The organism is Rhodococcus sp. NPDC060090, from assembly GCF_042729855.1.
GTDB lineage: Bacteria > Actinomycetota > Actinomycetes > Mycobacteriales > Mycobacteriaceae > Rhodococcus.
Genome location: NZ_JBHWXB010000012.1, coordinates 79,332 through 100,225, shown reverse-complemented (window position 1 = coordinate 100,225; position 20,894 = coordinate 79,332). Strand labels below are relative to the sequence as shown.

General features: G+C 64.5%; 24 protein-coding genes. 10 read left to right on the top strand and 14 right to left on the bottom strand.

The window, feature by feature from the left end; genetic code table 11:
* Window positions 1-73: 73 nt before the first annotated feature.
* The 11 genes from ACFWCF_RS17585 to ACFWCF_RS17535 form a co-directional block, all read right to left on the bottom strand.
* The gene (locus ACFWCF_RS17585) at window positions 74-433 is read right to left on the bottom strand and encodes a hypothetical protein (protein ID WP_378563808.1); all 360 of its coding nucleotides are present in this window, start codon (window positions 431-433) and stop codon (window positions 74-76) included.
* A gap of 514 nt (window positions 434-947) precedes the next feature.
* Complete coding sequence (locus tag ACFWCF_RS17580; protein ID WP_378563805.1) at window positions 948-1,271, bottom strand: hypothetical protein; 324 nt, start codon at window positions 1,269-1,271, stop codon at window positions 948-950.
* On the bottom strand, window positions 1,268-2,068 hold the full coding sequence (locus ACFWCF_RS17575) for a ParA family protein (RefSeq protein WP_378563802.1): 801 nt from the start codon (window positions 2,066-2,068) through the stop codon (window positions 1,268-1,270). Before ACFWCF_RS17575 ends, ACFWCF_RS17580 begins: the two co-directional genes overlap by 4 nt.
* A gap of 86 nt (window positions 2,069-2,154) precedes the next feature.
* Complete coding sequence (locus ACFWCF_RS17570) at window positions 2,155-2,496, bottom strand: hypothetical protein (RefSeq protein ID WP_378563799.1); 342 nt, start codon at window positions 2,494-2,496, stop codon at window positions 2,155-2,157.
* 168 nt (window positions 2,497-2,664) lie between these two features.
* Window positions 2,665-3,618: a DUF3560 domain-containing protein gene (locus ACFWCF_RS17565; RefSeq protein WP_378563796.1), complete on the bottom strand. Its 954-nt coding sequence runs from the start codon at window positions 3,616-3,618 to the stop codon at window positions 2,665-2,667.
* Window positions 3,619-3,697: 79 nt separating this feature from the next.
* On the bottom strand, window positions 3,698-3,910 hold the full coding sequence (locus tag ACFWCF_RS17560) for a hypothetical protein (protein ID WP_378563793.1): 213 nt from the start codon (window positions 3,908-3,910) through the stop codon (window positions 3,698-3,700).
* Between the two features lie 25 nt (window positions 3,911-3,935).
* A complete protein-coding gene (locus tag ACFWCF_RS17555) occupies window positions 3,936-4,127 on the bottom strand; it encodes a hypothetical protein (protein WP_378563791.1) in 192 nt (63 codons plus the stop codon).
* Between the two features lie 735 nt (window positions 4,128-4,862).
* Complete coding sequence (locus tag ACFWCF_RS17550) at window positions 4,863-5,693, bottom strand: DUF2637 domain-containing protein (RefSeq protein WP_378563788.1); 831 nt, start codon at window positions 5,691-5,693, stop codon at window positions 4,863-4,865.
* A gap of 431 nt (window positions 5,694-6,124) precedes the next feature.
* Complete coding sequence (locus ACFWCF_RS17545) at window positions 6,125-6,694, bottom strand: GNAT family N-acetyltransferase (protein ID WP_378563785.1); 570 nt, start codon at window positions 6,692-6,694, stop codon at window positions 6,125-6,127.
* Window positions 6,695-7,226: 532 nt separating this feature from the next.
* Complete coding sequence (locus tag ACFWCF_RS17540) at window positions 7,227-7,502, bottom strand: hypothetical protein (RefSeq protein WP_378563782.1); 276 nt, start codon at window positions 7,500-7,502, stop codon at window positions 7,227-7,229.
* Window positions 7,499-7,762 carry a hypothetical protein gene (locus ACFWCF_RS17535; protein ID WP_378564070.1) on the bottom strand — a complete coding sequence of 88 codons (264 nt, stop codon included), beginning with the start codon at window positions 7,760-7,762 and terminating at the stop codon, window positions 7,499-7,501. Before ACFWCF_RS17535 ends, ACFWCF_RS17540 begins: the two co-directional genes overlap by 4 nt.
* Window positions 7,763-8,010: 248 nt before the next feature.
* Between ACFWCF_RS17535 and ACFWCF_RS17530 the strand changes: the two genes are divergently transcribed.
* From ACFWCF_RS17530 to ACFWCF_RS17515, 4 genes are all read left to right on the top strand, one after another.
* Window positions 8,011-8,910 (top strand): replication initiation protein, encoded by a 900-nt coding sequence (locus tag ACFWCF_RS17530; protein WP_378563779.1) that lies wholly within the window; start codon window positions 8,011-8,013, stop codon window positions 8,908-8,910.
* A complete protein-coding gene (locus ACFWCF_RS17525) occupies window positions 8,910-9,179 on the top strand; it encodes a helix-turn-helix domain-containing protein (RefSeq protein WP_378563776.1) in 270 nt (89 codons plus the stop codon). Before ACFWCF_RS17530 ends, ACFWCF_RS17525 begins: the two co-directional genes overlap by 1 nt.
* Window positions 9,180-9,335: 156 nt before the next feature.
* Window positions 9,336-9,932 carry a hypothetical protein gene (locus tag ACFWCF_RS17520; protein WP_378563773.1) on the top strand — a complete coding sequence of 199 codons (597 nt, stop codon included), beginning with the start codon at window positions 9,336-9,338 and terminating at the stop codon, window positions 9,930-9,932.
* A gap of 749 nt (window positions 9,933-10,681) precedes the next feature.
* Complete coding sequence (locus ACFWCF_RS17515; RefSeq protein WP_378563770.1) at window positions 10,682-11,053, top strand: hypothetical protein; 372 nt, start codon at window positions 10,682-10,684, stop codon at window positions 11,051-11,053.
* Window positions 11,054-12,113: 1,060 nt separating this feature from the next.
* On the opposite strand, the gene ACFWCF_RS17510 is transcribed toward ACFWCF_RS17515, so the two are convergent.
* The 3 genes from ACFWCF_RS17510 to ACFWCF_RS17500 all read right to left on the bottom strand — a co-directional run bounded on the left by ACFWCF_RS17510 (window position 12,114) and on the right by ACFWCF_RS17500 (window position 13,538).
* Window positions 12,114-12,290 (bottom strand): hypothetical protein, encoded by a 177-nt coding sequence (locus ACFWCF_RS17510; RefSeq protein ID WP_378563767.1) that lies wholly within the window; start codon window positions 12,288-12,290, stop codon window positions 12,114-12,116.
* Window positions 12,291-12,758: 468 nt separating this feature from the next.
* Entirely contained in the window at window positions 12,759-12,947 is a 189-nt protein-coding gene (locus ACFWCF_RS17505) for a toxin-antitoxin system HicB family antitoxin (protein WP_378563764.1), read from the bottom strand.
* 138 nt (window positions 12,948-13,085) lie between these two features.
* Complete coding sequence (locus ACFWCF_RS17500; RefSeq protein WP_378563761.1) at window positions 13,086-13,538, bottom strand: helix-turn-helix domain-containing protein; 453 nt, start codon at window positions 13,536-13,538, stop codon at window positions 13,086-13,088.
* A 299-nt stretch (window positions 13,539-13,837) separates the two neighbouring features.
* Here ACFWCF_RS17500 and ACFWCF_RS17495 point away from each other — a divergent pair, with 299 nt between their 5' ends.
* The 6 genes from ACFWCF_RS17495 (at window position 13,838) to ACFWCF_RS17470 (ending at window position 20,889) form a co-directional block, all read left to right on the top strand.
* The gene (locus ACFWCF_RS17495) at window positions 13,838-15,043 is read left to right on the top strand and encodes an insoluble domain protein (RefSeq protein WP_378563758.1); all 1,206 of its coding nucleotides are present in this window, start codon (window positions 13,838-13,840) and stop codon (window positions 15,041-15,043) included.
* A 26-nt stretch (window positions 15,044-15,069) separates the two neighbouring features.
* Window positions 15,070-15,810 carry a hypothetical protein gene (locus tag ACFWCF_RS17490; RefSeq protein WP_378563755.1) on the top strand — a complete coding sequence of 247 codons (741 nt, stop codon included), beginning with the start codon at window positions 15,070-15,072 and terminating at the stop codon, window positions 15,808-15,810.
* 6 nt (window positions 15,811-15,816) lie between these two features.
* Window positions 15,817-17,820, top strand: coding sequence for a cutinase family protein (locus tag ACFWCF_RS17485; protein WP_378563752.1), 2,004 nt, complete (start codon window positions 15,817-15,819; stop codon window positions 17,818-17,820).
* A gap of 148 nt (window positions 17,821-17,968) precedes the next feature.
* On the top strand, window positions 17,969-19,573 hold the full coding sequence (locus ACFWCF_RS17480; protein ID WP_378563749.1) for a peptidoglycan DD-metalloendopeptidase family protein: 1,605 nt from the start codon (window positions 17,969-17,971) through the stop codon (window positions 19,571-19,573).
* 66 nt (window positions 19,574-19,639) lie between these two features.
* Window positions 19,640-20,284, top strand: a complete 645-nt coding sequence (locus tag ACFWCF_RS17475) for a hypothetical protein (RefSeq protein ID WP_378563746.1) — start codon at window positions 19,640-19,642, stop codon at window positions 20,282-20,284.
* Window positions 20,281-20,889 carry a hypothetical protein gene (locus tag ACFWCF_RS17470; protein WP_378563744.1) on the top strand — a complete coding sequence of 203 codons (609 nt, stop codon included), beginning with the start codon at window positions 20,281-20,283 and terminating at the stop codon, window positions 20,887-20,889. Before ACFWCF_RS17475 ends, ACFWCF_RS17470 begins: the two co-directional genes overlap by 4 nt.
* The last annotated feature ends 5 nt before the right edge of the window (window positions 20,890-20,894 follow it).

Here is a 20,894-nt window from a genome sequence, read left to right as displayed (position 1 = left end):
CCGTTTCGGCAGTTGACCTGGGGATTTTCGCCTGAACGAACTCCGGCCCCGCCATGGGGCGGGGCCGGGATGTTCAGCGTTCTACGCGGTCGTGGATGGGAAGGACGCTGGCCCGATAGTGGAGAAAGTGGGCGGCGAGCTCGGGTAGTCGAGTGTTGGAGGTGGCGGCGTAGTTGCCGCCGAACATCACCCACGAGTGTGTGCGGCGGTAGCAGTTGGTCTCGTCGTCCCATTCGACCGGTACCAGTGCGGCGTAGTTCTCGTTCGCGAAGAAGCTGCGGGCGCGGATCTGTAGCGCGACCGTGGGGGCGGGTCGGGCCTTCTCCGTCGAGGAAGTGGCGCCGGGGGCCGTGCGGGGGGTGTATTCGGCGGGCAGGACGTCCGCCGTGGCGGTGAAGGTGCGGCGTTCATCGAGGATGCCGACTAGAAGCAAGTCGCCGTGCGCGCTGCCCCCGTTAATGCAGTCGCCGTACTTGGAGGTGCGGTAGACGTCGAGTGTAAGGCCCGATGGTTGATGCGCATCACTGTGCATGCCTCAAGTTCACATCTATTTTGGTGGTTTTTCGATGTTAAATAGATATTTTTTTGGTGATTATGGTAGCATTTTTTGGCTTTGACCTGGGATTTTGTGGTGTTTCGGGGGAGGGGTGGTGTGGGGGTGAGGTGGGAGCGGGTTCCTAGGTCGGTCGGCGTGGCCTGGTAAACCAGGGCGCGGTGGCCGGCCGGGCAAGGGTGGGTTTTCCCTTGCGTGGTGGTCGGCGGGCGCGCATGTGCGGGTGCAGCGTCCGGGCGAGGGGCACGCGGGAAGCGGGGACCTTGGGAGTGAGGTCGGGGGTCCGGGGCGGAGCCTTGGGGATCAGTGGTCCGACGGTCTGAGGTCGGGCGGCCCTGCATAGACCGAAGGCCCCGAACAAGTCGAGGCCTTCAACGGTGGTGGCGTTGACCGGTCAGTCGTCGGAGTCCTTGGCCTTGCGGCGGCGGATCTTCTCGACATCAGGGAAGGGTTGGCCGTCGTTGTACTCGCGTTCGAGGTTGGCGGTGTATTCGGCGATGGCTTCTTCGATGTAGCTGTTGATGCTGCGGTGCGATCCGGGGTAGGCGCCTCGCAGGGTTTTCTGGGCATTGGTCGCTGCATCGATGACGGATTCGGCGAGAGTGAAGGTGCGTCGAACCAGACTGGGCTGCTGTACGACCTTCTTGGGCGTCCGGGCGGCAGCGGTGGTGTCCTCGTCGGGTTCGTCGGCGTCGAACATGCTGCGGATCTCGCTCATGACTTCTTCCTTTGCGTGATGGTGGCGGCGAGCTCGTCGTAGACCAGTGCGTGGCGCCAGCCGTCTTTGGTCTCGGCCAGGGCAATTCCCGCTTCGATGGCTGCTTTGATTGCTTCTCGGTAGCCGATGGTGGCCAGGATGGGGATGCCGGCCTCTGCGAGGTCGGTGGTCCATTTCTGGGCAAGCTTGGTATTGGTCTTGTACATGTTGAAGATCGCTCCGCGTACCCACAGACCTGAGTTGCTGCGTTTTTTGATGCGCTGCGCGTATGCGGTGACTCTCTGCATCGCGTCGACGCTGAACTGTGTGGGTTCGTTGATCACAACGAGCTGATCGGCTGCTACGAGCGCGCACAGTTCGAGGGCGTTTCGGGTGGGGGAGCAGTCGACGAGGATGTAGTCGTAACGCTCACGGATCGATTCGAGCGCTTCGCGCAGGATGTGCGGGCCTTCGAGGGGATCGTTCGAGATGTTTTTTTCCGCGCTGATCAGGTCGGCGGGGTTCTTGGGTGCGGCGATCAAGTCCATTCCGCCGCGGATTTCCTTGATGACGGCGTCGGAGGCAGACTGGCGTCGATCGGCGTGCAGCTCGATGATGTGGTCGACGGTCACCGTCGCGTCGTCGCGGCGGCCGGGTTGCGTCTTGGTGACGGTGAGGGTGAGGTTGCCGGAGGGGTCCAGGTCGACCAGGAGCACGGTTTTTCCGGCTCGGGCGAGGGCTTCACCGAGGTTCAGCACGGTGGTGGTTTTGCCTACGCCGCCTTTTTCGTTGGTGAGCAGGATGATCTGTGAGCTCATGGCCGTCCTTTCTTGGTGCAAGAATACATCACTTCTGGTTCACATCAGGTGCTGTTTTCGTGTGTTTGGCGGATTTGGTGCTTATTTCATGTTGTTTCGGTGCGGTTTAGGTGTTGGTGACCAGATGAAATGCCGACGGCCAGGGCTCGATGCCCTGGCTGTTGGCCACCGCCGGCGTGAGGCTGGGGGTAGGTGGTCTGGAGGCAGTCGCTGCATTCCCACCTTTGCGGGGTCTGGGTGCAGATGCGGCGCTGTTCACACATCCAACACCATTGGTTGGCGCGGCGGGTGGTGGTGGGTTCGGTGTCGGTGGTCTGGGCGGCGGGGGTGTGCAGGCGGCGGGCGCGGTAGATGGCGCGGACGTGGTTGTCTCGGGCTTCGATGTCGGCGTGGGTGAGGGTTCGGGGGCGGTGGGTTTTCTGCAGCATGGGGCCGAAGATGGTTCGGCAGGTCTGGCAGGGGGGTGAGCTCGGCGGCGACTGGTTGTGTGCAGCCGGGCAGGATGCATACGGCGAACAGGGATTCGGTGGTCATGGGGTCCTCGCGGCGACGACTTCGGCGGCCGCGATCGGGTCGCGGCCGCCGAAGGGGTGTGGTTATTGGCCTGGTCGGATGGTGGTTTTGGCGTCTTCGGCGCGGGCGTCGGTGATCTTGTCGTAGGGGATTTTGTCGTTCCAGCCGGGGTCGGTGTCGACGGTGACGGTTTTTGCGTTGACTCGGCGGACTCGGTACCAGGAGTTGTGGCAGCAGATGTAGTAGCCGGGGCGTAGGTCGGTGCGGTTGTAGAGCTTGGGGCCGTCTTGGGCGTCTTGTTCGGCGCGGACTGCGGTCCAGTATTCGATGTCGGATTCGAGCTCGGCTTTGTTGAGTTGGAGTTGTTCGATGTGGCGGGCTCGGGCGGGGTTGTCGGTGTCGTTGTGGTGGGTCTGTTCGTATGTGGTGAGTTGGCGGTCGATGCTGCGCAGTTCGGCGGATTGTCGTTCGAGGCGGCGGTGGATTACTGCGGGGTTGTAGCGGTGCTCGGTGCTGCGGGCAGCGGCTGCGGCGCGGCGGGCGGTTTCGGCGGCGAGGGCGTCGGCGTCGCGGGCTGCGCGGGCGGTGGTGTGGGCGCGGTCGAGTGCTCGGCGATGTCCGGTTTCGCTGTGATGTCCGATTTTCACGGGTTCGCCTCCGGGGGGCAGGGAGTCGCAGGCGCGGTCGTGGCGGGCGTGGGCGGCGTTTGCGGCGTCGGTTTTGCGGTTGGCTTTGGTGGCGAGGACCTCGGCGCGGTCGGTGAGTCGGGCGTTTCGGTCGCGGTGTGCGTCGGCGGCGTCGCGGAATGTGGTGTCGATGTCGGTTTCGACGTCGTATCCGGCGGCGCGCAGCGCGTCGACGGTGCGGTCGATGCGGGCGAGCTGGGGTGCGCGGTCGCGGCTGAACGGTAGGTACCACGCGGTGATGCTGCGGCCCCATTTCCAGCCTGCTGCTTTAAGGATGGCGGCGGTGCCGTCGCCTTTGCTGGTGCCGTCGATGATCGTTCCGTCGGCGGGGGCGTGGGTGATGGCGAGCATTCGGGTGTTTCCTGTCGGTCGGTGGTGGGGTGGGGTGGGGAGCCTGTGGTGAGGCTCCCCACCTGGGCATTGGGTGTGGTCAGTACTCGGCGAGGTAGTACGGCCAGAGGTCGCCGGGTTGCGCGGTCATGCGGGTGATGGGTCGCCAGTAGGTGGTTGTCGAGTAGGCGGTTTCTTCGTGGCGGGGGCACATGACGAATTCGCCGTCGGTGTGGGTCGGCTCGGCGATGCAGCCGTTGTAGTCGCAGTACGGCTGGGTGAGGCCGATCGTCTGACGGGTGGTGTTGTTCATCGCGTGTCTCTCCTTGGGGGGGTCGTCAGCTCAGGCCGGACTGGAATGCGGCGCTGATTTCGTCTTCGGCCATGCCTGCGGCGCGGGCGACATTCTTGGCCTCGCGGGATTCGGCGAGGACGACCGCGATGTCTTTTCCGGTCGAGATGTTGGCGAGCAGGTCGTCGACGTCGCGGGCGACGTTGCGGAGTTTGGCGGTGATCTCTGCGTTGCTCATGCCTTAAGTTTACATCTGTTTTGGTGCTTTTTAGATGTTTAATAGGTGCTTTTTTGGTTCCTTTTTGGTGATGGTGGTCACAGTGCTTTATGGCTTTGAACTGCGGTTTTGTGGCGTTTCGGGGGTGGTGTGGGGTTGAGGTGGGAGCGGGTTCCTCGGTCGGTCGGCGTGGCCTGGTGAACCGGGTGCGGTGGCCGCCGGGCAAGGGTGGGTTTTCCCTTGCGTGGTGGTCGGCGGGTCCGGTAGGGCCGTGTACGGCGTCCGGGTGAGGGGCACGCGGGAAGCGGGGACCTTGGGAGTGAGGTCGGGGGTCCGGGGGCGGAGTCCCTGGGATCGGTAGACCGCCACTATCGGCAGGCGGGCCGGGGCACGCTACTGGCCCAGGGCGAGGGGGCACCGTCCGCCAGCCGCGGGAGCATACGTTTGCCGGCCCCGAGACCAGGGAGGCCCCCATCCGAATGCGCAGCAGACCCCGGACCGGGGTCTGCGTTGATGCCGGTGCCGACCGGAAGGGGGTCCGGGGGCGGATCGCCCCCGGTTATCTCCTTGCAGACATGACTCGGCGCACCGAACCGGGGGGCGATTCCGGGTTCGATGCGCCGAAGGGAGTGACGATGTGGTTGCCAATCACCTGATACTCACTTCATTTGCACCTGTTGTGGTGATGTTGTGGTGCTTCAAAGGAGATTTTGAGGTGTTCTTTTGGTGAATGGCCTGCTGCGCTGGGTTTTCAGGTCATGCTGCGGTGTGTTCGACTTCCGGAGCTTCTGAGAACCAGCGGTAGACGGTGGCGATGGAACGGTCGACTTCCTGAGCAATGACCGGCACGTCGACTCCGGCTTTGCGGCGGGCGAGTGCCCACTCTCGGCGTTCTTCATGAGAGCCGAAGTTCGGCATTGCGGTGGCCTCCGAGACGGTGCTCCCGGAGGTGTCGGCCAGGTGGGTGAGGGGGACTTCGAGCTGGTGCGCGATGGTGCGGGCGCCGGGCTCAGTGACGGGGTGCGGAGCTGAGCTTGGTGGCGGTGTGAGGTTGTCCGCGGCGCTCTTCGAATCCTTGGTGGCCTCTGCCTTGGTCTCGGTTTCGAGAGTGGCGTGACGGCCGAGCTTGGTCAGAGCGTGGGTGGACGCGAGAAGGGAGATCGGCGGGAGGGCCGCGATCACGGCGGCGAGAACGACATTGAATCCGGGTGCGTGGGTGAGAACGGCGTGGATGGCGTTGCCTGCGATCGACACGGCGGCGGCTCCGATCAGGATCTTCCAGAAGAATCGGCGGGCCTGGCGGTCGTGTCGGCGGGTGACCACGCCCATCGTCGCTTGCAGGATCGTCCCGTCGATGATGACGGGGAACAGGAAGGCGATTTCTCGCGGTTGGCCGGCCTGGATCGACAGGTCTCGTAGCGCGATGAAGCTGAGAATGAATGAGGCTGCGGCGATTCCCACGGTGATGGCGACCGAGCCGATCCACATGGGTGTGCTCACGCTCGGGGTTGCTGGGCTCGCAGCGAGGGAGGTTTTCTCGGCGCGCGATTCGTGGCGCCGGTGCCGCACCGCTTTGAGGGGTCTCATGCGTCGCATCCGTTTCATAGTTCCCATAATAACAATGGGAACTATGAAACGCGAAGTTTCTCGTCTCGGATGAGAGTCGCTGGTCGCGGCGCGATTCTCACGCGGGATTCGTCGCCTGGTCGGTGCGACGTTCCGCGAGAGTGACGAAATGATGCAGCTGAGCCCTAGCCCGGTACATGATGCGACCTGGTCAGGCCGATGTTCTCACTGCGACGGGTGTCGCTCTCACGTTCCGTGCGTGAGACCCATTCCGGCAATGCTCAACATGGCGGTCCTGCGGTGGTCTCGCGGGCGGCAAGGCTGTCGGGGCGGCTGTGAGAAGTCCGCAACGTGCTGCGGTACCGACTGTCAGGATGCTGCGACCGGCGATAATTCCGATAGGCCAGGAGGCCCCGTCCGGCAGATTCCTCTAGGTGTTCGGTGAGGAGCGCCTACCGGGACTGCGGGTTGCGGGTCATTGAGTACACGATGGGGCCGTCCGGGATCGTCGTCGTCGCGGCGGTGGCGAATCCGAGCCGTTGGTACAGGCGGACATTTCGCTTGTCCGAGGTTTCGAGAGCGGCGGAGGCTCCCTGTTGGTCCAGCATCGCGAGACCTTCCGCCGTCACCGCTGTCCCCAGCCCCGATCCTTGATGGGCTGGATCGACCCCGGCTGTCTCGAGCGTCCAGCATCCTGCAGGAGGATCAGGTCGGGGCAGGGCTGAGAGCGCAGCGAGGCGTGATCCGTGCAGCTCGACTATCCGCTGTTGGATCCGCTCGGCGGGTGCGGGAGTGTCCGGTGGAAGGAATGCCGCTACCGCGCGCACCTGGTCGTCCACGAGCACGATGCCGTGGTCGAGCGCGTGGCCGAGGTAGAGACGCTGAATCTCTTCGAGACGCTCTGCGTATCGGTCCTCGGGCAGGGCCCATCGCGTCCACGGGTACCTGTCGAACGCTGCAGCGAGGACCCTCGCTGCGGAATCCAGATCTGAAGGCACGGCGGGGCGTACGCGGTGGCTCATGCAGCGACCTCCTGTGACGTCCGTGGCAGCGCGAGCGAGTGTCCGCGTCCGCATGTGAGTGTAGGTCGGCTGACGTATTCGCTTCCCAGCCGAAAAAGCGGTTGTCGTTCTCAGGTTCCGAAGTTCAGCTCACGGCGGTGAGTATCACGGCGAGCCGTCCGAGGGTGGACGGGCGCCGGCGTCGGTGCGTGAGCGCGACTGTGTCAGCGAGAATCGCGGTCGCAGTCGCGACGCTCGGAAATGTGATTGTGGGGGGGGGTGGGACGTCGGCCTGGACAGTGAGATCTTGCGGGAATAGGAAGCCGGCAGCAGCGATGAGTACGCCGCGCAGGATTGCTGGGGTGCGTATCGATGGGGTCGCACTGTGGTTCTCGCCGTTCTCGCAGGTGGTCCGGCGTGGGTCTCGTGCTGGTCTCCGGATTCTTGCGAGTCGTTCTCATTCATGGGCCCCTGATCACAGTGGAACTGTGAGAGGAGAGAGGTCTCGGGACACAGCGTGGGATTCTCGCTGCAGCAGTGATGACGAGAGTGGTCACCCTCGGTGCCAGCGGCCGACTCCGGTTTGGGACGTGGACTTGATCTCGCCTTCGGTGGGGGTCTCCCATGACTTGCCGTCGTGGTGCTCGGCTTCGAGGCGTTCGATCTTCTCGAGGACTGCTGCTTCGAGGAATTCGCCGAAGGTGCTCGCTGGAAGGTGTGGGCGGGTGCCGAGGTAGGCGGCGCGGATGCGTTCGGCTTGGTCGGTGTGGAAGCCGAGTTTGGGCCGTGGGGTGCGCGGATTCTTGGGTCCAGAGGGATCCTGGGTCATTCGGAGGCTCGGTGCCGAGATGTCGGCGCGTTGCGGCCGACGCCGGTCTGGGAGAGGGATTTGAGCTCGCCTCGGGTGGGGGTGCGCCAGGGCCGGCCTTCGTTGTGGGCTTGTTCGAGTCGACGGGTGCTGTCGAGTAGCAGTTCGGTGATGAACTCGCTGAGCGTGGCGGGGGGCAGGATGCCACGAGTGCCGACGTATGCGGCGCGCACCCGATCGGCATCGTCTTCGGTGATGTCGAAGGCCATGCGCTTTTTCATGGTCACAGTGCCCATCGTAACTTCGGTTCGCGGCGGTCGGGCCCGTGCCTTCAACACCTGATGCGCGGATCCCTCCCTCACAGGGCAGAGCCGCCATTGCGAGCGGACATGTTTCCAAAGCCTTGTAGAGAAGGGATATGGGTGGATACCTGATATGGCTTCGGCATGACGTACCCGAATAATTTTCCCTATATGGCTTCGGTGTGTCGTACCCGAATAATCGATCTTGGTGGTGCACAGTACTCAGCATGGACACAGTGGGGGAGTCGCTTCTTAGTGACGAGCAGTGGGGGAGCGAGGTGCTGCTGCCGCACCGACCGTTCGCAACGAACTATCTTGAGCACGGTCAGTACCGGATGAGCCGCGATCAGGCGTTAATGATGCGCTATGTCCAGCATTCTCCTCACGCGTTGCTCGGGTCGATCGTGATCGACTGTGACCATCCCGATGCGGCCGTACGCGCGTTCGAGCAGCCTTCGGATCATCCGACTCCGAGTTGGGTTGCCCAGTCGCCCTCCGGGCGGGCCCACCTGGGTTGGTGGCTCGGCGACCATCGTGTCTGCCGCACCGACTCGGCGCGGTTGACTCCGCTGCGTTATGCCCATCGCATCGAGCGCGGTCTGTGCATCTCTGTGGATGGGGATTTCTCCTATGGCGGGCAGCTGACCAAGAACCCGATCCACCCCGAGTGGGAGACCATTTACGGTCCTGCGGACCCGTATTCACTGCGGGATCTGGCGACCATCTACACCCCTCGTCAGGCGCCACGCCGGCCCGATCGCTCGGCGGGTCTGGGTCGCAACGTCACGATGTTCGATACGGCTCGCAAGTGGGCGTATCCGCAGTGGTGGCATCACCGCCATGGCACGGCTGACCAGTGGCTCCAACTCGTGCTGCAGCGATGCCATGCCATCAATACCGAGTTCGCCGACCCGCTGCCTTTCGTCGAAGTGCGCGCCACCGCTTACTCCATCGGCAAGTGGATCTGGCGTAACTTCGATGAAGACAGCTTCCGTGCCCGCCAGGCTGCACGTGGCAGAAGGGGTGGCAAGGCCAGCGCCAAGGTTATGACCTCCGCCAAGATCGAGGCCAACCGAAAGCGTGCCACTAAGTTCGACGAAAAGACCATGTGGGAGGCGATCATCTGATGGGCGCTAAGAACCCTGTCCGGCGCAAGTTGACTGCGAGAGAAGCGGCCGAGAAGTTCGGCGCCTCCACTCGAACAATTCAAAGGTTATTCGCTGAACCGCGAGAAGAGTTCCTCGAGCGAGCGGACCTTCGTCGTATGCAGGTGGTGGGGCTACGCGAGCAGGGGCTGAAGTACCGCGAGATCGCCGAAGAGATGGGGATCTCGACCGGTGCGGTGGGTCGGATCCTGCATGATGCCCGCAAGCTGGAGTTCCGGAGTAATGGCTAAACGATGGACGAATATGCAGATCAACGCATCTATATAGGTTCAACCTAGACGCGAAGCGTCTCACCGTGCTCGTCTCAATGTTTTGGATTTGAGACAGCCCGAAACCAATACCGTGCGACACCCGACATGTCCGACCGTGCCGCTACGGTCCAAGCCATGGACGAGAAGCGCGGCGGGTATTGGGATGACTTCCGCGTGGAGTTCAACAAGCCGTATCGACCCGCGACTCTGATCGACGTCCTGTGTCGACTCAAAGTGAACAACGCCCCGGAATCGGTACAGGTCGAGGCTGTACGGGCATGGCTGCTGAAAAACGATCCGTCAGACGCTCTACGGCGGAACTTCGCACGCAAGGGTGGGGCCTGGCCGTCAGTCCTCAAGTGGTACGACCGTGGACCAGAAACCCTCGCTGAACTGCTACAGGACCTCGGGATCGAGGACGCCGACGACGATGAACAGTTCGAGGCTGTGTGTGAATGGTGGAGCAACGATGGCGCGGGCAGGGTACGCCGCCCGTTGTGGCGCGATGTCGCAGCCAAAGGGGGACGTTGGTTCGAGTTCGTGGACAGCCGGCGATCTATGAATGCACCGATGTTCCTCAGGCACCATCCGGCACCCACGCCGCAGGAACGGACAGCAACCCGACGCAAAATGGAAGCCCAACACAACGGCCGTTTCAGGCAGCTACGCGAAGCCGAGCGCCGGCACTACATCGAGGCCGGCCTCACCCCACCCAACGACCTCGACGAATAGTTGACCCTCTTGGCTGAATAGCAGGTGCCTCAACCCCGCCCGCTGATGGCGAACGGGAACAGCGAGCGGGGCGGCTACACGGGTGAAGTGCCTCAGGCTGCTGCTGGATTCAGAGAAGGAACATAGGCCAACGACGTGACCACGACATCGCGGGCAGTTCGATAATCGGCGCGGCCCTCGCCATCCGTGGGGAATCGTCCGTAGCGTGCTCGTGCGGGAGCCGCGATAGGCAGGGGGAGTGTGTTGGAGGGAGTGGCTCGGACGCCGCGCTTCTTTCCGCGTCGGCTGCGCCACTCAAGTTCTTCGGCCCACCAGCGGTGTAGTTCCCGGTCGACTAGGTGTCGGTGGGTTCTAGTGGCTGCTGTACCTATCACGCCACGAGAGTGGGCAGCGCGATCCATTTGCTCGGTCGACGTCGCTGCCGATGTGGGTAGAAGTTGTAGGTCGCGCAAATTGCAGAGGGTTCGGATGACGGTCTCGCTGGTGTATCCAGTGGCTGTCGACACAAAAGAAACCAAAGTTGTTCTGCGATGGACGGAAATCATTGGTTTTCCGAATTTGAGAGCTGCCCAGTGGATACGTGCTGCGACACCTCCAAGACCTGTTCGATACGTCCAGGCATCGTGGGTGTGATGAGCCAGTAGTGCATGCGATGTTCCGGGTGGAAGTGCGGGGGCGGGTTCCCCTTGTGTTGCACCTGTAGAGGGGAGATTCAACTCCCAGGTCGATGCGCGGGTACCCGATCCTGCGTGAATGCGGGTGACCCACTGTTCCCCCGCAAGGATGCGGAGGCGACGGGAAACGGTGCATGCGGCGACGGCAGCTGCTTCGGCGAGTCTGCGGACGTCGACGTCGAGGGTGCGGGTGCGGGCGGTGCGGGCAAGGACGATCAAAGCGTGGAGGATTCGTTCGTCACTGGCACCTCCTGGGCGTGCCCAGCGTGTCGGATCTGCCATTACGGCGGCTTCGACTTGGTCGAGTTCGTCGTCTATCGGTGCGCGCTCGTCCGCAGGGGGAGGTGCGAACCTGGCCGCGACGTCGAGGGCTCGCTGCCATTGCCGGGTGGTGTCGTCGCGGCCGCGGTCGTGATCGTCGCGGAGCCGTACGAGGCCGGGGGCTGATGCCACGGCAGTTTCGACGTCGAGGAGGCTGTGGCCGGCTTTGGCCATGCCGAGCAGGATGCTGTGTGCGAGAGCCGACCGGTCGGTGCCTGGCGCAGGCGTTGTGCCCAGCAGTGCCTGGGTGCGGATGCTCAGCGGACGTCGGGGCCTGTCCAGGTGCGGTCCGGCCTGATCCTCGACGATGCGGACCGTACGGGTGCGATCGTGGTGTTTGGGGAGCTCTGTGTGGGGGTGACGGGCAAGTAGCCACTCCACGACATCGTGGGGAGCACCCGACGACATGCGCTTCAGGGTGTTTCTCAGAGCGGGTCCATGCAGGCAGGGGAGCGAATATCCGCCATTGCGGTGGGGAGCGCCTGGGGGCCGGACGGCGCCGGTCACGGGGTTGGCCAGCGGGGAGGTATCCAGACTGGGATAGTGCTGGCGCAGTGCATGTGCGAGCGTGCGTACGCTGTCCGCGCTCGCCCCTGGGTCGGAGAGCCGGATCCACACGTGCTGGCCGCCTGCCGGGCCGGAGGCTGTGTGCAGGTGCGCGACACCGAGCTCGTCGAGCACCGTGCAGAGCCGGTGTGCGTCGCCAGCGGCGACGTCGGCGCCATGTGGGCCGCTGTCGAAGTCGAATGCGAGTAGTCGGTATCGGTGGTCCGCGGCGGTCAGATGGATCGCCCATGGGACTTTCGGTGCTGTCGTAGGCATCGATGCCGTCGCCAGGTAGTCGTGAGTGCACTGCGTGTCGAGGCGAACACGGGGCCGCGGCGACCATGCTCGTGTGCACATGTCGAACAGGTGGCTGAGGAGATGCGTTGAATGCGGCTCGTTTATCGGGTCGTTAGCAACGACACGGAGCGCGTTGATTGAAGCTGTTTCAGGGAATGCGCTACCCTGAGACCTGTCTGGCACGACAGTCCCTTCGGGGATATAGCAGTACCTGAGGAGGAGCTGGTAACTCCGCCTCTACGCCTTGAGAGCCCTCGTCAGCCCGGTCGCTGCGGGGGTTTTCTCATGTCGGCAGTAGGCACTGGATTTTGTTGGGCTGGTTAGGCCCTCTGGCAGGGTGCCTCTATGCCGCGTCGATCACCTCCTGCGAGGTGCTGGAGAGGTCGTTGGGGTCCAATTCGACGGCAAGGTCGGCACGCCCCAGGTGATGGCAGACGAGGTCTGCCAGGTATTGGCTGCGGGAGGTCACTCCTCGCGCGTTGAGTGCGGCATCGAGCGCGGGTGTGATTTCCTTTGGCACGCGGATCGTCACATAGTCACGCTCGCCTTTGCTTGGGCGTCCCATTCGACCTCCTCGTATCAGCACCAGATATGAATGCGGTCCCATCTTGCGCGACGAAGCTCGCGGACGTGTAGGCAACACGCCGACGTCCCGCGACCTTGCCAAGTGCGTGGAAGGCGGCGCACAGGCCGGTACTACCGCAGCTCCTACGACGTCGTACAGCAGAACTGGGACCAGTTCGTCGACGGGTTCCCCTCGTTGCGCACTGGACGACACGCTGGGTGTAGCTGAAGCGAAAGTTGAAGTACACGAGCCAAGCTCGCTAATATGCATAACGACGGCTTTCTCTGGTGAGGAAGTACGAAAGCCCGAGTGGTTTGGCGACTGGTCGGGCAATGGTTTCCTTGAAGGCCCTCTGCTGGCAGGCAGGGGGCCTTCTGCTTTTACGGGATTCTTCCAATGGTCTGGACATCCCCGGCGCGGCGCCTACATGGCAGACACCTTTCCGACTTCGCGAGCGAGGTCCGGTCTGCCGGCTTGAAGTGCGAGTAGGTCGGCGATGTACTGAGACAGCGCGACCTTGGCATTTTCGGCGTCCTTGCTGAGCTGTTGATGCAGCTCGGCGGGGATACGTAGAGTCATCGCGGCGCGGTCGCCCTTGTGTGGCTGTGCCATTGCGCGAACTCCGTCCTTCAAGATCGTCCAATCAATCTGAATCAGATTAGCGGCCCGAGCCCCCCATGTCAGTTACCGTCGCCATCGGCGTGGCGCGGATCTATTCTACGGTTTTAACTTCAATACAGTGAGATCGACTCAGATCTTGTCGAGCATGTCGAGACGAATTTTCCGGGTGCGATCCCATACCGCACGAAGCTCACCGGCCTTGACCTTGTAGATGCGCGCAAGCTCACGGGCGACGTCGGGGTCGTAGTCGCGCCGCCCCTTCTCCATCCGTGTGAGCGTGGTGGTGCCGACACCGAGCTTTTCCGCGACGTCGGCCTGGTTGAGGCCGGCAAGAGTGCGCAGGTCGGGGAGAGTGAGCTCGTCGGACCGAAGAACAAGCATGTCACCAATAGTCACACGCAGTTTCTTGGCGACGGCGCCGAGCAGGGCGGGGGTAGGGGTGGCGCGCCCGATCTCCCAGGAACGCAGCGTCGCCTCGGAGATCCCGGCGGCGTCGGCCAGGTCATCACCGGTCAGTCCGCGTGCTTCACGTAGGCGACGAAGCCGGGCTCCGCTGAAGCCGCGCACGGTACTTCTCGACAATCGCCCTCCCTGGTGAGGCTGATTCTGGGCTAGGAACTCACCCATCTTTGCACCCCTCCTGACATGCGGATTTGAGGTTTGGTGTCAAATTACGGTGGTATTATGATACAAATGCAGGCGTGCAGTTGATCAGTACGCTCAACTGGCCCATCAAGGGCAAGGTCGGGGGACCCACTTCATCTCTCCCGGCGCGTCACGACACAGGACGTGGCGCGTCGCTGCTTTGCGATGCGCCATGCGTAAACGGGAGGGGCTATTTCGTGAGCACACATCGCCGCCGGAGGGCAACGAGCGCGGTCTTGGGCACCGCAACGCTGGCTCCAGCTGCTGCCGGGTTGATGATCGCCCTGGCGCCGACAGCATCAGCGGCTCCGGTCGACAACTCCGGCGGGGGACAAGCCGGAATCACGTCCACACCGGAATCCGGCGGTGGTCAGGCCGGTATCACCTCGACGCCGCCGCAGTCGGCACCTGAGCCCACACCCGCGCCGTCCTCGCCGCAGCCGTCCGAGGACTTCTGGGTCGCGCCGCCTGCCGAGTACAACCGCGGTACCCGCGCCTACGACCCGCAGACCGGCGGCGGCGTCTCGATGACGCAGTACAGCGACTATTCGGACGACTATTCCGGCGGTGGCACTGGGAACGCGGGTCCGACTCCGCAGGCTCCGGCCGTGGTCGCCGGGCCGACACTGCCGATCGAAGCTCCGGCCAAGAAGATGCGTTTCGGCCGCGTGATCTTCGATCAGCCGGACTGGGTATCGGACCCCGACGCCGAACGCACCAACCGCACCACGGCGGTGGTCGAGGCGATGGTGACCGACATCCACAAGTCGACCGGCAACATGGACTCCGAGGAGGCCGAGAAGCTCGCATCCGCGCAGGTCGCCGGGACGGCGGTCGGCACGGGCCTCGGTTTCGTGACCGGATGCGCGGCGGCGGGTGTACCCACGGCTCTGGTGTTGGGCACGGTCGGCGGTATCGGCGGTGCCGGGTTGGGCACGATGGTCCCGCTCCCGGTCCCGGGGGTTGCGCCGATCACCTCGGGTGTGGCGGGAACCGCCCTTGGGACGGGTATCGGCTTCGGTGTGGGTTGCGCCGTCGGTGGCGGTCTCGGCGCGGTCGGTGGTGGCCTGGCCGGATACGGCCTCGGTACCGCCTACGGCGCGGGCGAGGATGCCACGCCGATCGAGGTCGAGGTGCCCGAGGTCGAGTCCGAGCAGATCGCCGAGCAGGTCGACACCACGCTGGTCCAGTGGTCGGAAGATCCCGTCGGCGCGGCTGCGGTCGAGGCGGTGCAGACCTTCACTAACGAGACCGCTCCGGCAATCGATTCGCAGGTTCGCGACTTCGTGCAGGCACAACCGGGTGGTGAGCAGATCGTCGAGCAGGTTGATCAGGGGCTCGACACGTTCTTCAACGACGCAACGGCGGGCCGGGCATCGCGTCTGATCAGCGAGGCCGTGGGTCTGGGCCTGGGCACCGACGAACCGACGCTCGACGCCTGAGTGACAGTCGAGGGGGAGACACACCGATGAAACGGAACAACCGACCGGGTTCACGTGTCCTCGACGCGACGGCACCGCGAACCCGCACGGTCCGGCCGTCGGTGTCGGCGCCGACGACCAGGGAGCGCTTCTCCTCCGCGGGGGGAGCGAGCGCACGTAAATCGGAGTCTCGGGTGGTGGCGGCGGTCGAGGGCGGCCGCCGCCCTGCTCGCCAGACTGCATCGGCTCCGTCGACCAAGGCCGGGAGACGGACGCCCGTCGGTCGCGGACTGCTGTACGGCGGGGTCGGTATCGCTGCTGTGGCGGTGGTGGGCATGGTCGGCTGGGGCGCATCGGCACTGATCGGCGCCGATGGTGCGGATTTCGTCGGCCCGGCTTCGGTGACTGCGACGACTGCTACTTCGGCGGCTGCTGCTGTGGCGGATGATCCCTGCGCGCCAGGGGAAGGCGACCAGCTCTCCGGCGAGGGCGTGATTACCGCACTCGAGCACAGGTACTACTTGCTGCGGGACGGCGGCGCAGCGCGGGAGCTGATGGCATCCGATACGTCGTTGCCCAGTGCTGCGGTGATCCAGCAGGGGATCGACTCTGTTCCCCTCGGGACAACGCATTGCCTCGAGGTGACTGCGATCGGCCCGGATACCTACAGCGCGCAGATCACCGAGGTCCGTCCGGATCGCCGCAACGAGTTTAAGCAGCGCATCACTACGACCACGGCCGAGGACGGCCGTGTGTTGATCCGCTCCATCGAAGAGGTCGGGGGGTAGTCCGGAATGAGGAAAGCAGGAATCGCCCTGGCGGCTGCGGTGATGACGACTGCGGCCGGGATGACCGTTCCGGCTGTTGCCCATGCTGCCGAGCTGAATGGGTGTGCTCGCACGATCGCGATGATGATTCCGGGCACGACGGAGACCTCGGCGCATGCCGATCCGAACGTGCCGACGGGGATGCTCGCTGCGGTCGGTGATGCGCTCGAGCAGCGGTTCGGCAACAACTTCGACGCGGTGTACGTGCCGTATCCGGGGGAGGCGTTCTTCAATGGCACCTCGTATGCGGAGTCCAAGTCGAGGGGTGACAAGGCCGCAGCGGAGCTGATGGAGCGGTGCCCGTCATCGAAGTACCTCATTGCCGGGTACAGCCAGGGCGCGCAGATCGGCAACGATCTGGCCGTCAATATCGGGCACGGCCTCGGCCCGGTTGCCGCGCAGCAGGTCAAAGCGGTGATTCTGCTCGCCAACCCGAAGCGAGGCACCGAGGGTGCAAAGTTGATCGGCCCGCCGCTGCCCGGGCAGGGGATCGCGGGGCCGGCCCCGGAAGGATTCGGTCAGCTCGCAGGCAAGGTGTTCGACATCTGCCACCCGGATGATGCGTACTGCAACACCGATGGTGAGGCGACTCCGTTCCTGGCTTCACTGGGCCGGATCATCGCCAATCCTCCTGGTGCGGTGGATGTCTCGGCGCAGCTTGCCTCGACCGCAGCGCCGGAAACACCGACGCTGGCCGGTGGGTCGACGGTGGCCGATGAATCGACGGCGACGCAGTCGTCCTCGCTGGTCGAGGCACTGTCTTCACCGGGACGGTGGCGCAATGCCGATCTGTCGGCGGTCGTCGGCGCGGCCACCCGGCTGGCCGAGTCCGTGGCCACGCTCGATGCGGGCGGTCCGACGTCGACCACCTCGGCGGCGAACATCGCCCGGATCACACAGCAGGCCAGGCTCGTGTCGGAAACCCTGACTCCAGTCGGCCAGGCCAGCGCGTGGATCGACAGCAACCCCGGTGCACGCGAGACCTTCACCGCAGCTCCCGAAGGCTCACCGGAGGCGACGACCGCGAGTGTTCTCGACACGCTCAAGCAGGTCGACGTTCCCGCGGTGTTCTCGGCCGCGGAGGCGGTGACGAGCACGAGCACCGCGTTGCTCAAGTCGCGGACATCGGGGGAGCCGGTCAATGTCTCCACGCTGGCAAGCTCGGCGGACACGCTGGTTGCCGGCCTGTCGCCGTTGGCGGCCTCCGGTCCGCCGGAACTCCGCACGGCCACGCAAGTGCTCTCCGTCGCCAAGCCGACCACAATCATCAACCAGCTGCTCAACGTCGTATCCGGAGTGACATCGGTCGACTACCAGGCAGTCGCAGCCGGATTGCAAGCACTGCCCGGCAAGGTCGCCACCGGTGACGTGCGCGGCGCGCACGCTATCGCGGGAGATCTGAACAACCAGCTCTCCCCGCTGGTGAAAATGGCCGCCGGGGTGGACTTCAAGACACTCTCTCGTCTGGTGGCGATGGTGCCGGACCCATCCGGCACGGCGGCGATCGCGACGCTGGTGCTCGATCTTCTCGGCAATGTCGATGTCATTCGGTTGGCCCGCAATGTCGGTGAGATTCAGGAAATCGCCTGGTCCATCGCCGAGACCGGGAACGTACTCGAGCTGTCGCGGCTGATGCCGGTTGCGGTGGAGCTGGCGCAGGTGGCCTTAGGGGTGCTCACGCCGGGGCAGAAGATGAGCCCCGATCAGCTGCACGATCCCGACGATCCGATCGGATCGCTGATGTCCGTGCAGGCACAGAACAGCGATCTCGCCGGTCTGAGCTCGTCGGTGATGGCGCTGGCCAGCAGTGATGATGCCGCCCAGCTCGGACAGCTCGTCTCCGAAGGGTTCACCGCCGCAAGTTTCTACGCCTCGAATTCGCATATCGCGTATCCGAGCTGGTCCCCGAACGGAGAGGACAACGCGATCGACACGATGGTGAACATTTTCGCGCGGGCGATCGGCGGATAACGCCGGTGGCCCTGGCGGCGGGTGGTGCCGCCGCCAGGGCCGAGCCCTTCACGAATCGGCATCCGACCTCGGGCGGGCGGATGCGAAGTCACACACGGTGCATGGCCTGGGCGGGCTGTGAAAACACTCATGCAAGGGGGTGAGAAACGTGGCTTCTTCGACTGCAAAATTCGCGCTGGCGGCGGGCGTCGTCGTGCTGATGGGGTCGCTGGTCATGTGCGGCAGCGACAATCCCGAACCGGACAACTGCCTGCCGACGCAGGGATCGTCCCGGTCGCCGAACAGTCTGCGGGCTGCCTCCGGCAAGAAAGTGCAGCCGATGGTGACCGGCACCTACACGTTCACCTCCGGCTTCGGCCCGCGATGGGGTGCCCCGCACAACGGCATCGATCTCGCAGCCCCGATCGGGACACCCTTCTATGCACCGATGGATGGGATCGTCGTCGCTGCTGGTGACTCCGGTCCCGGCGATGAGGGCGGCTTCGACAACTGGATCATCGTCGACTCGATTACCTCGGATGGGACGACCCTCTCGACGGTCTACGGCCACATGCACTCGGACGGCGTGCTGGTGGGCGTCGGCGATGAGGTGCGCTCCGGGGACCTGCTCGGGCAGGTCGGCAATGCCGGTGGTTCGACCGGCCCGCACCTGCACTTCGAGGTCTGGCCCGGTGGACGGCTCGACGGCGGGTCGCCGATCGACCCGATGCCCTGGCTCGCCGATGCGGGCGAACTCGACGCCCCCGAACAGGCTCCGGGTGCTCCGAACGTGCAGCTGGTGGCGACCGAGACTCCACTCGGAGCGGGCTGCACCGGCTTGAGCGGTCCCGGTGGGAGCACCCTCGACGACGGTTCGGTACCCGAGGAGTTCCGCGAGTGGATCCTCGAGGCGGCGAACACCTGCGAGGCGGTCGACGCGCCGTTGCTCGCTTCCCAGTTGTATGCAGAGAACCAGTTCCGCCACGGACCGAGCTCGCCGGTCTCACCGGCCGGGGCACGCGGACCGGGCCAGTTCATGCCCGGCACCTGGGCCGAGATCGGCAAGGACTACGACGGCGACGGCGTGGCAGATGTGAACTCGATCGGCGACTCGGTGATGGCGATGGCCGACTACGACTGCCAGATGTGGGATCTGACGCAACAGTGGCTCCGCGACGGGAAAGTCCAGGGCGACGGCACCGCGCTGATGCTCTCGGCCTACAACTGCGGTCCCGGCGGCACCCTCGCGTCCAGCGGGGTCTGCGGCAACTCCGAAACGACGAACTACGTGCGCAGCATCATCGACCGCCGCCCCGACTTCACGGGGGTAGAGCAGGCTCCGCGGCCACCGGCTACCGACTCGCGGGTGGTCGATGCAGCCCTCGGATGGTTGGGCACCGATTACGCCTGGGGCGGTGGTGATGTCAGCGGCCCGACTCGCGGTATCAGTGATGGCGGGGTGGCAGACGCGCACGGTGACCACAACAAGCTCGGGTTCGACTGCTCGGGCCTGGTCCTCTATGCAATCGCGCAGGCGACGGACGGTCGAATCGTTCTGCCGCACCAGGATTCAGCGCAGGTCAGCGATCCTCGCGGCACCCCGATCACCAAGTCCTCGGACTTGCAGCCCGGAGACGTTGTGCAGCCACGTCCTGGTCATGTGTGGATCTGGATGGGGGACAACGAAGTTGTCGAAGCGCCCCAATCGGGCGGCAAGGTCCAAGTCACCGAATGGACACCACCGGAAAGTGTCAGAGCCATGCGATTTACTTGATACACAACAGTTTTCATACACCAGAACATCGGAAACGATGAGACACCAGAGAGAGGACACTACGGCGTGAGCGACGAATGGGACAAAGCCGAAGCAGCGGTACGCAGCCTCGCAGCCACCCGGAAGGTCGAGTCCATGATGGCCTCGGACCTGAGGGCATGGGCGTCGGAGAGGGGGCTCATGACACGCACTCAGTGGCCGAAAATCAAGCGCGAGCTCTACAAGCAGTTCGACGTGGACTACGACGCACTGCGCGAGCGCGAGCAAAGCGAACGGGCCGAGTCGCTGGCGGCGGCCGCCGCGACGGCTCCGGTGATCTCGCTGTCGTCGGCCGGCGACGAACGCGGATCGTTCGCAGTGGTCGGCGACGCCGACACCAGCGACGTCGCCTGGTACGGCTCGTTCCACAAGGACGACCGAGTGTTCCGCCCGGGCCATCAGGACTCTGCCGATGAGGCCAGCGCCGGCAAGGCAGTGTTCCTCGCCTCGAAGGTGCGCGAACATCTCGACGCGCACGCGGTGCGGCTGCGCCTGCGGGTGAGTAGCGAACGCATCAACGGAGTGAAACTGGCCGATCTGGCGGCGAAGAAGCAGGTCATCCTCGATCTGGACGTGGTTCCGACCGGGAATATCGCCGAGCAGTGGTGCCTTGAGCCCGGCTTCGGCGAGTGGCGCGCAATTCGCCTGACAGATCTGGTGGTGACCCCATGATCTGGCGGATCGCGCTGATCGGCGTCGCAGTCGGGGCACTGACCATAGCGGGGTGCAGCTCCGACACCGAGCAGGATCAAGCATTCTCGAGTTCGTCGGCTCCGCCGTCGACCTCGACGGCGGCGTGGCCCCCCACCGAGGACACCGCGGCCTCGGAGACGCCGAAGGCTTCAGCCGCCCCAGGGTCACCGACGGTAGACACCGATGATCCGGGCGAACTCGGCGGCACGGTCGTGCAGACATGGTTCTCGTACGACACCAATACCGACACCAATCGCAACGACGCCCCGGTCCGCGCCGCTGACCTGGGTGTGCTGACCGACGAACTCGATACGAAGGTCCGCGCCGACGCCGAGGTACAGGTCAAGGCCACGGGGGAGTGGGCCCTGTGGGCGTCGCAGGGCGCGACGGTCACAGCTGTGGCGGTCGAGGTCCCCAATCAGGGGCAGGCGAACACCGAGACGAAGTACCACGGCATGTACGAGGTGACCAGCACGGTCACCGATTCCAGCGGCACCGAAATCAGCAGTGATGTGCAGTACGTCGCTGTGGTGCTGACCGACAACGGCGACGGATGGCGCGTGTCGTCCGTCTCCACTGTGTGAGGTGA

Excerpts from the sequence above, each read along its gene's own strand:
- ACFWCF_RS17470 (WP_378563744.1), top strand. The coding sequence starts at position 20,281 with ATGATCTGGCGGATCGCGCTGATCGGCGTCGCAGTCGGGGCACTGACC.
- ACFWCF_RS17525 (WP_378563776.1), top strand. The coding sequence starts at position 8,910 with ATGGGCGCTAAGAACCCTGTCCGGCGCAAGTTGACTGCGAGAGAAGCG.
- ACFWCF_RS17490 (WP_378563755.1), top strand. The coding sequence starts at position 15,070 with ATGAAACGGAACAACCGACCGGGTTCACGTGTCCTCGACGCGACGGCA.
- ACFWCF_RS17575 (WP_378563802.1), bottom strand. The coding sequence starts at position 2,068 with ATGAGCTCACAGATCATCCTGCTCACCAACGAAAAAGGCGGCGTAGGC.
- ACFWCF_RS17570 (WP_378563799.1), bottom strand. The coding sequence starts at position 2,496 with ATGCTGCAGAAAACCCACCGCCCCCGAACCCTCACCCACGCCGACATC.
- ACFWCF_RS17565 (WP_378563796.1), bottom strand. The coding sequence starts at position 3,618 with ATGCTCGCCATCACCCACGCCCCCGCCGACGGAACGATCATCGACGGC.
- ACFWCF_RS17555 (WP_378563791.1), bottom strand. The coding sequence starts at position 4,127 with ATGAGCAACGCAGAGATCACCGCCAAACTCCGCAACGTCGCCCGCGAC.
- ACFWCF_RS17560 (WP_378563793.1), bottom strand. The coding sequence starts at position 3,910 with ATGAACAACACCACCCGTCAGACGATCGGCCTCACCCAGCCGTACTGC.
- ACFWCF_RS17530 (WP_378563779.1), top strand. The coding sequence starts at position 8,011 with ATGGACACAGTGGGGGAGTCGCTTCTTAGTGACGAGCAGTGGGGGAGC.
- ACFWCF_RS17545 (WP_378563785.1), bottom strand. The coding sequence starts at position 6,694 with ATGAGCCACCGCGTACGCCCCGCCGTGCCTTCAGATCTGGATTCCGCA.
- ACFWCF_RS17485 (WP_378563752.1), top strand. The coding sequence starts at position 15,817 with ATGAGGAAAGCAGGAATCGCCCTGGCGGCTGCGGTGATGACGACTGCG.
- ACFWCF_RS17540 (WP_378563782.1), bottom strand. The coding sequence starts at position 7,502 with ATGACCCAGGATCCCTCTGGACCCAAGAATCCGCGCACCCCACGGCCC.
- ACFWCF_RS17580 (WP_378563805.1), bottom strand. The coding sequence starts at position 1,271 with ATGAGCGAGATCCGCAGCATGTTCGACGCCGACGAACCCGACGAGGAC.
- ACFWCF_RS17535 (WP_378564070.1), bottom strand. The coding sequence starts at position 7,762 with ATGAAAAAGCGCATGGCCTTCGACATCACCGAAGACGATGCCGATCGG.
- ACFWCF_RS17520 (WP_378563773.1), top strand. The coding sequence starts at position 9,336 with ATGGACGAGAAGCGCGGCGGGTATTGGGATGACTTCCGCGTGGAGTTC.
- ACFWCF_RS17505 (WP_378563764.1), bottom strand. The coding sequence starts at position 12,947 with ATGGCACAGCCACACAAGGGCGACCGCGCCGCGATGACTCTACGTATC.
- ACFWCF_RS17550 (WP_378563788.1), bottom strand. The coding sequence starts at position 5,693 with ATGAGACCCCTCAAAGCGGTGCGGCACCGGCGCCACGAATCGCGCGCC.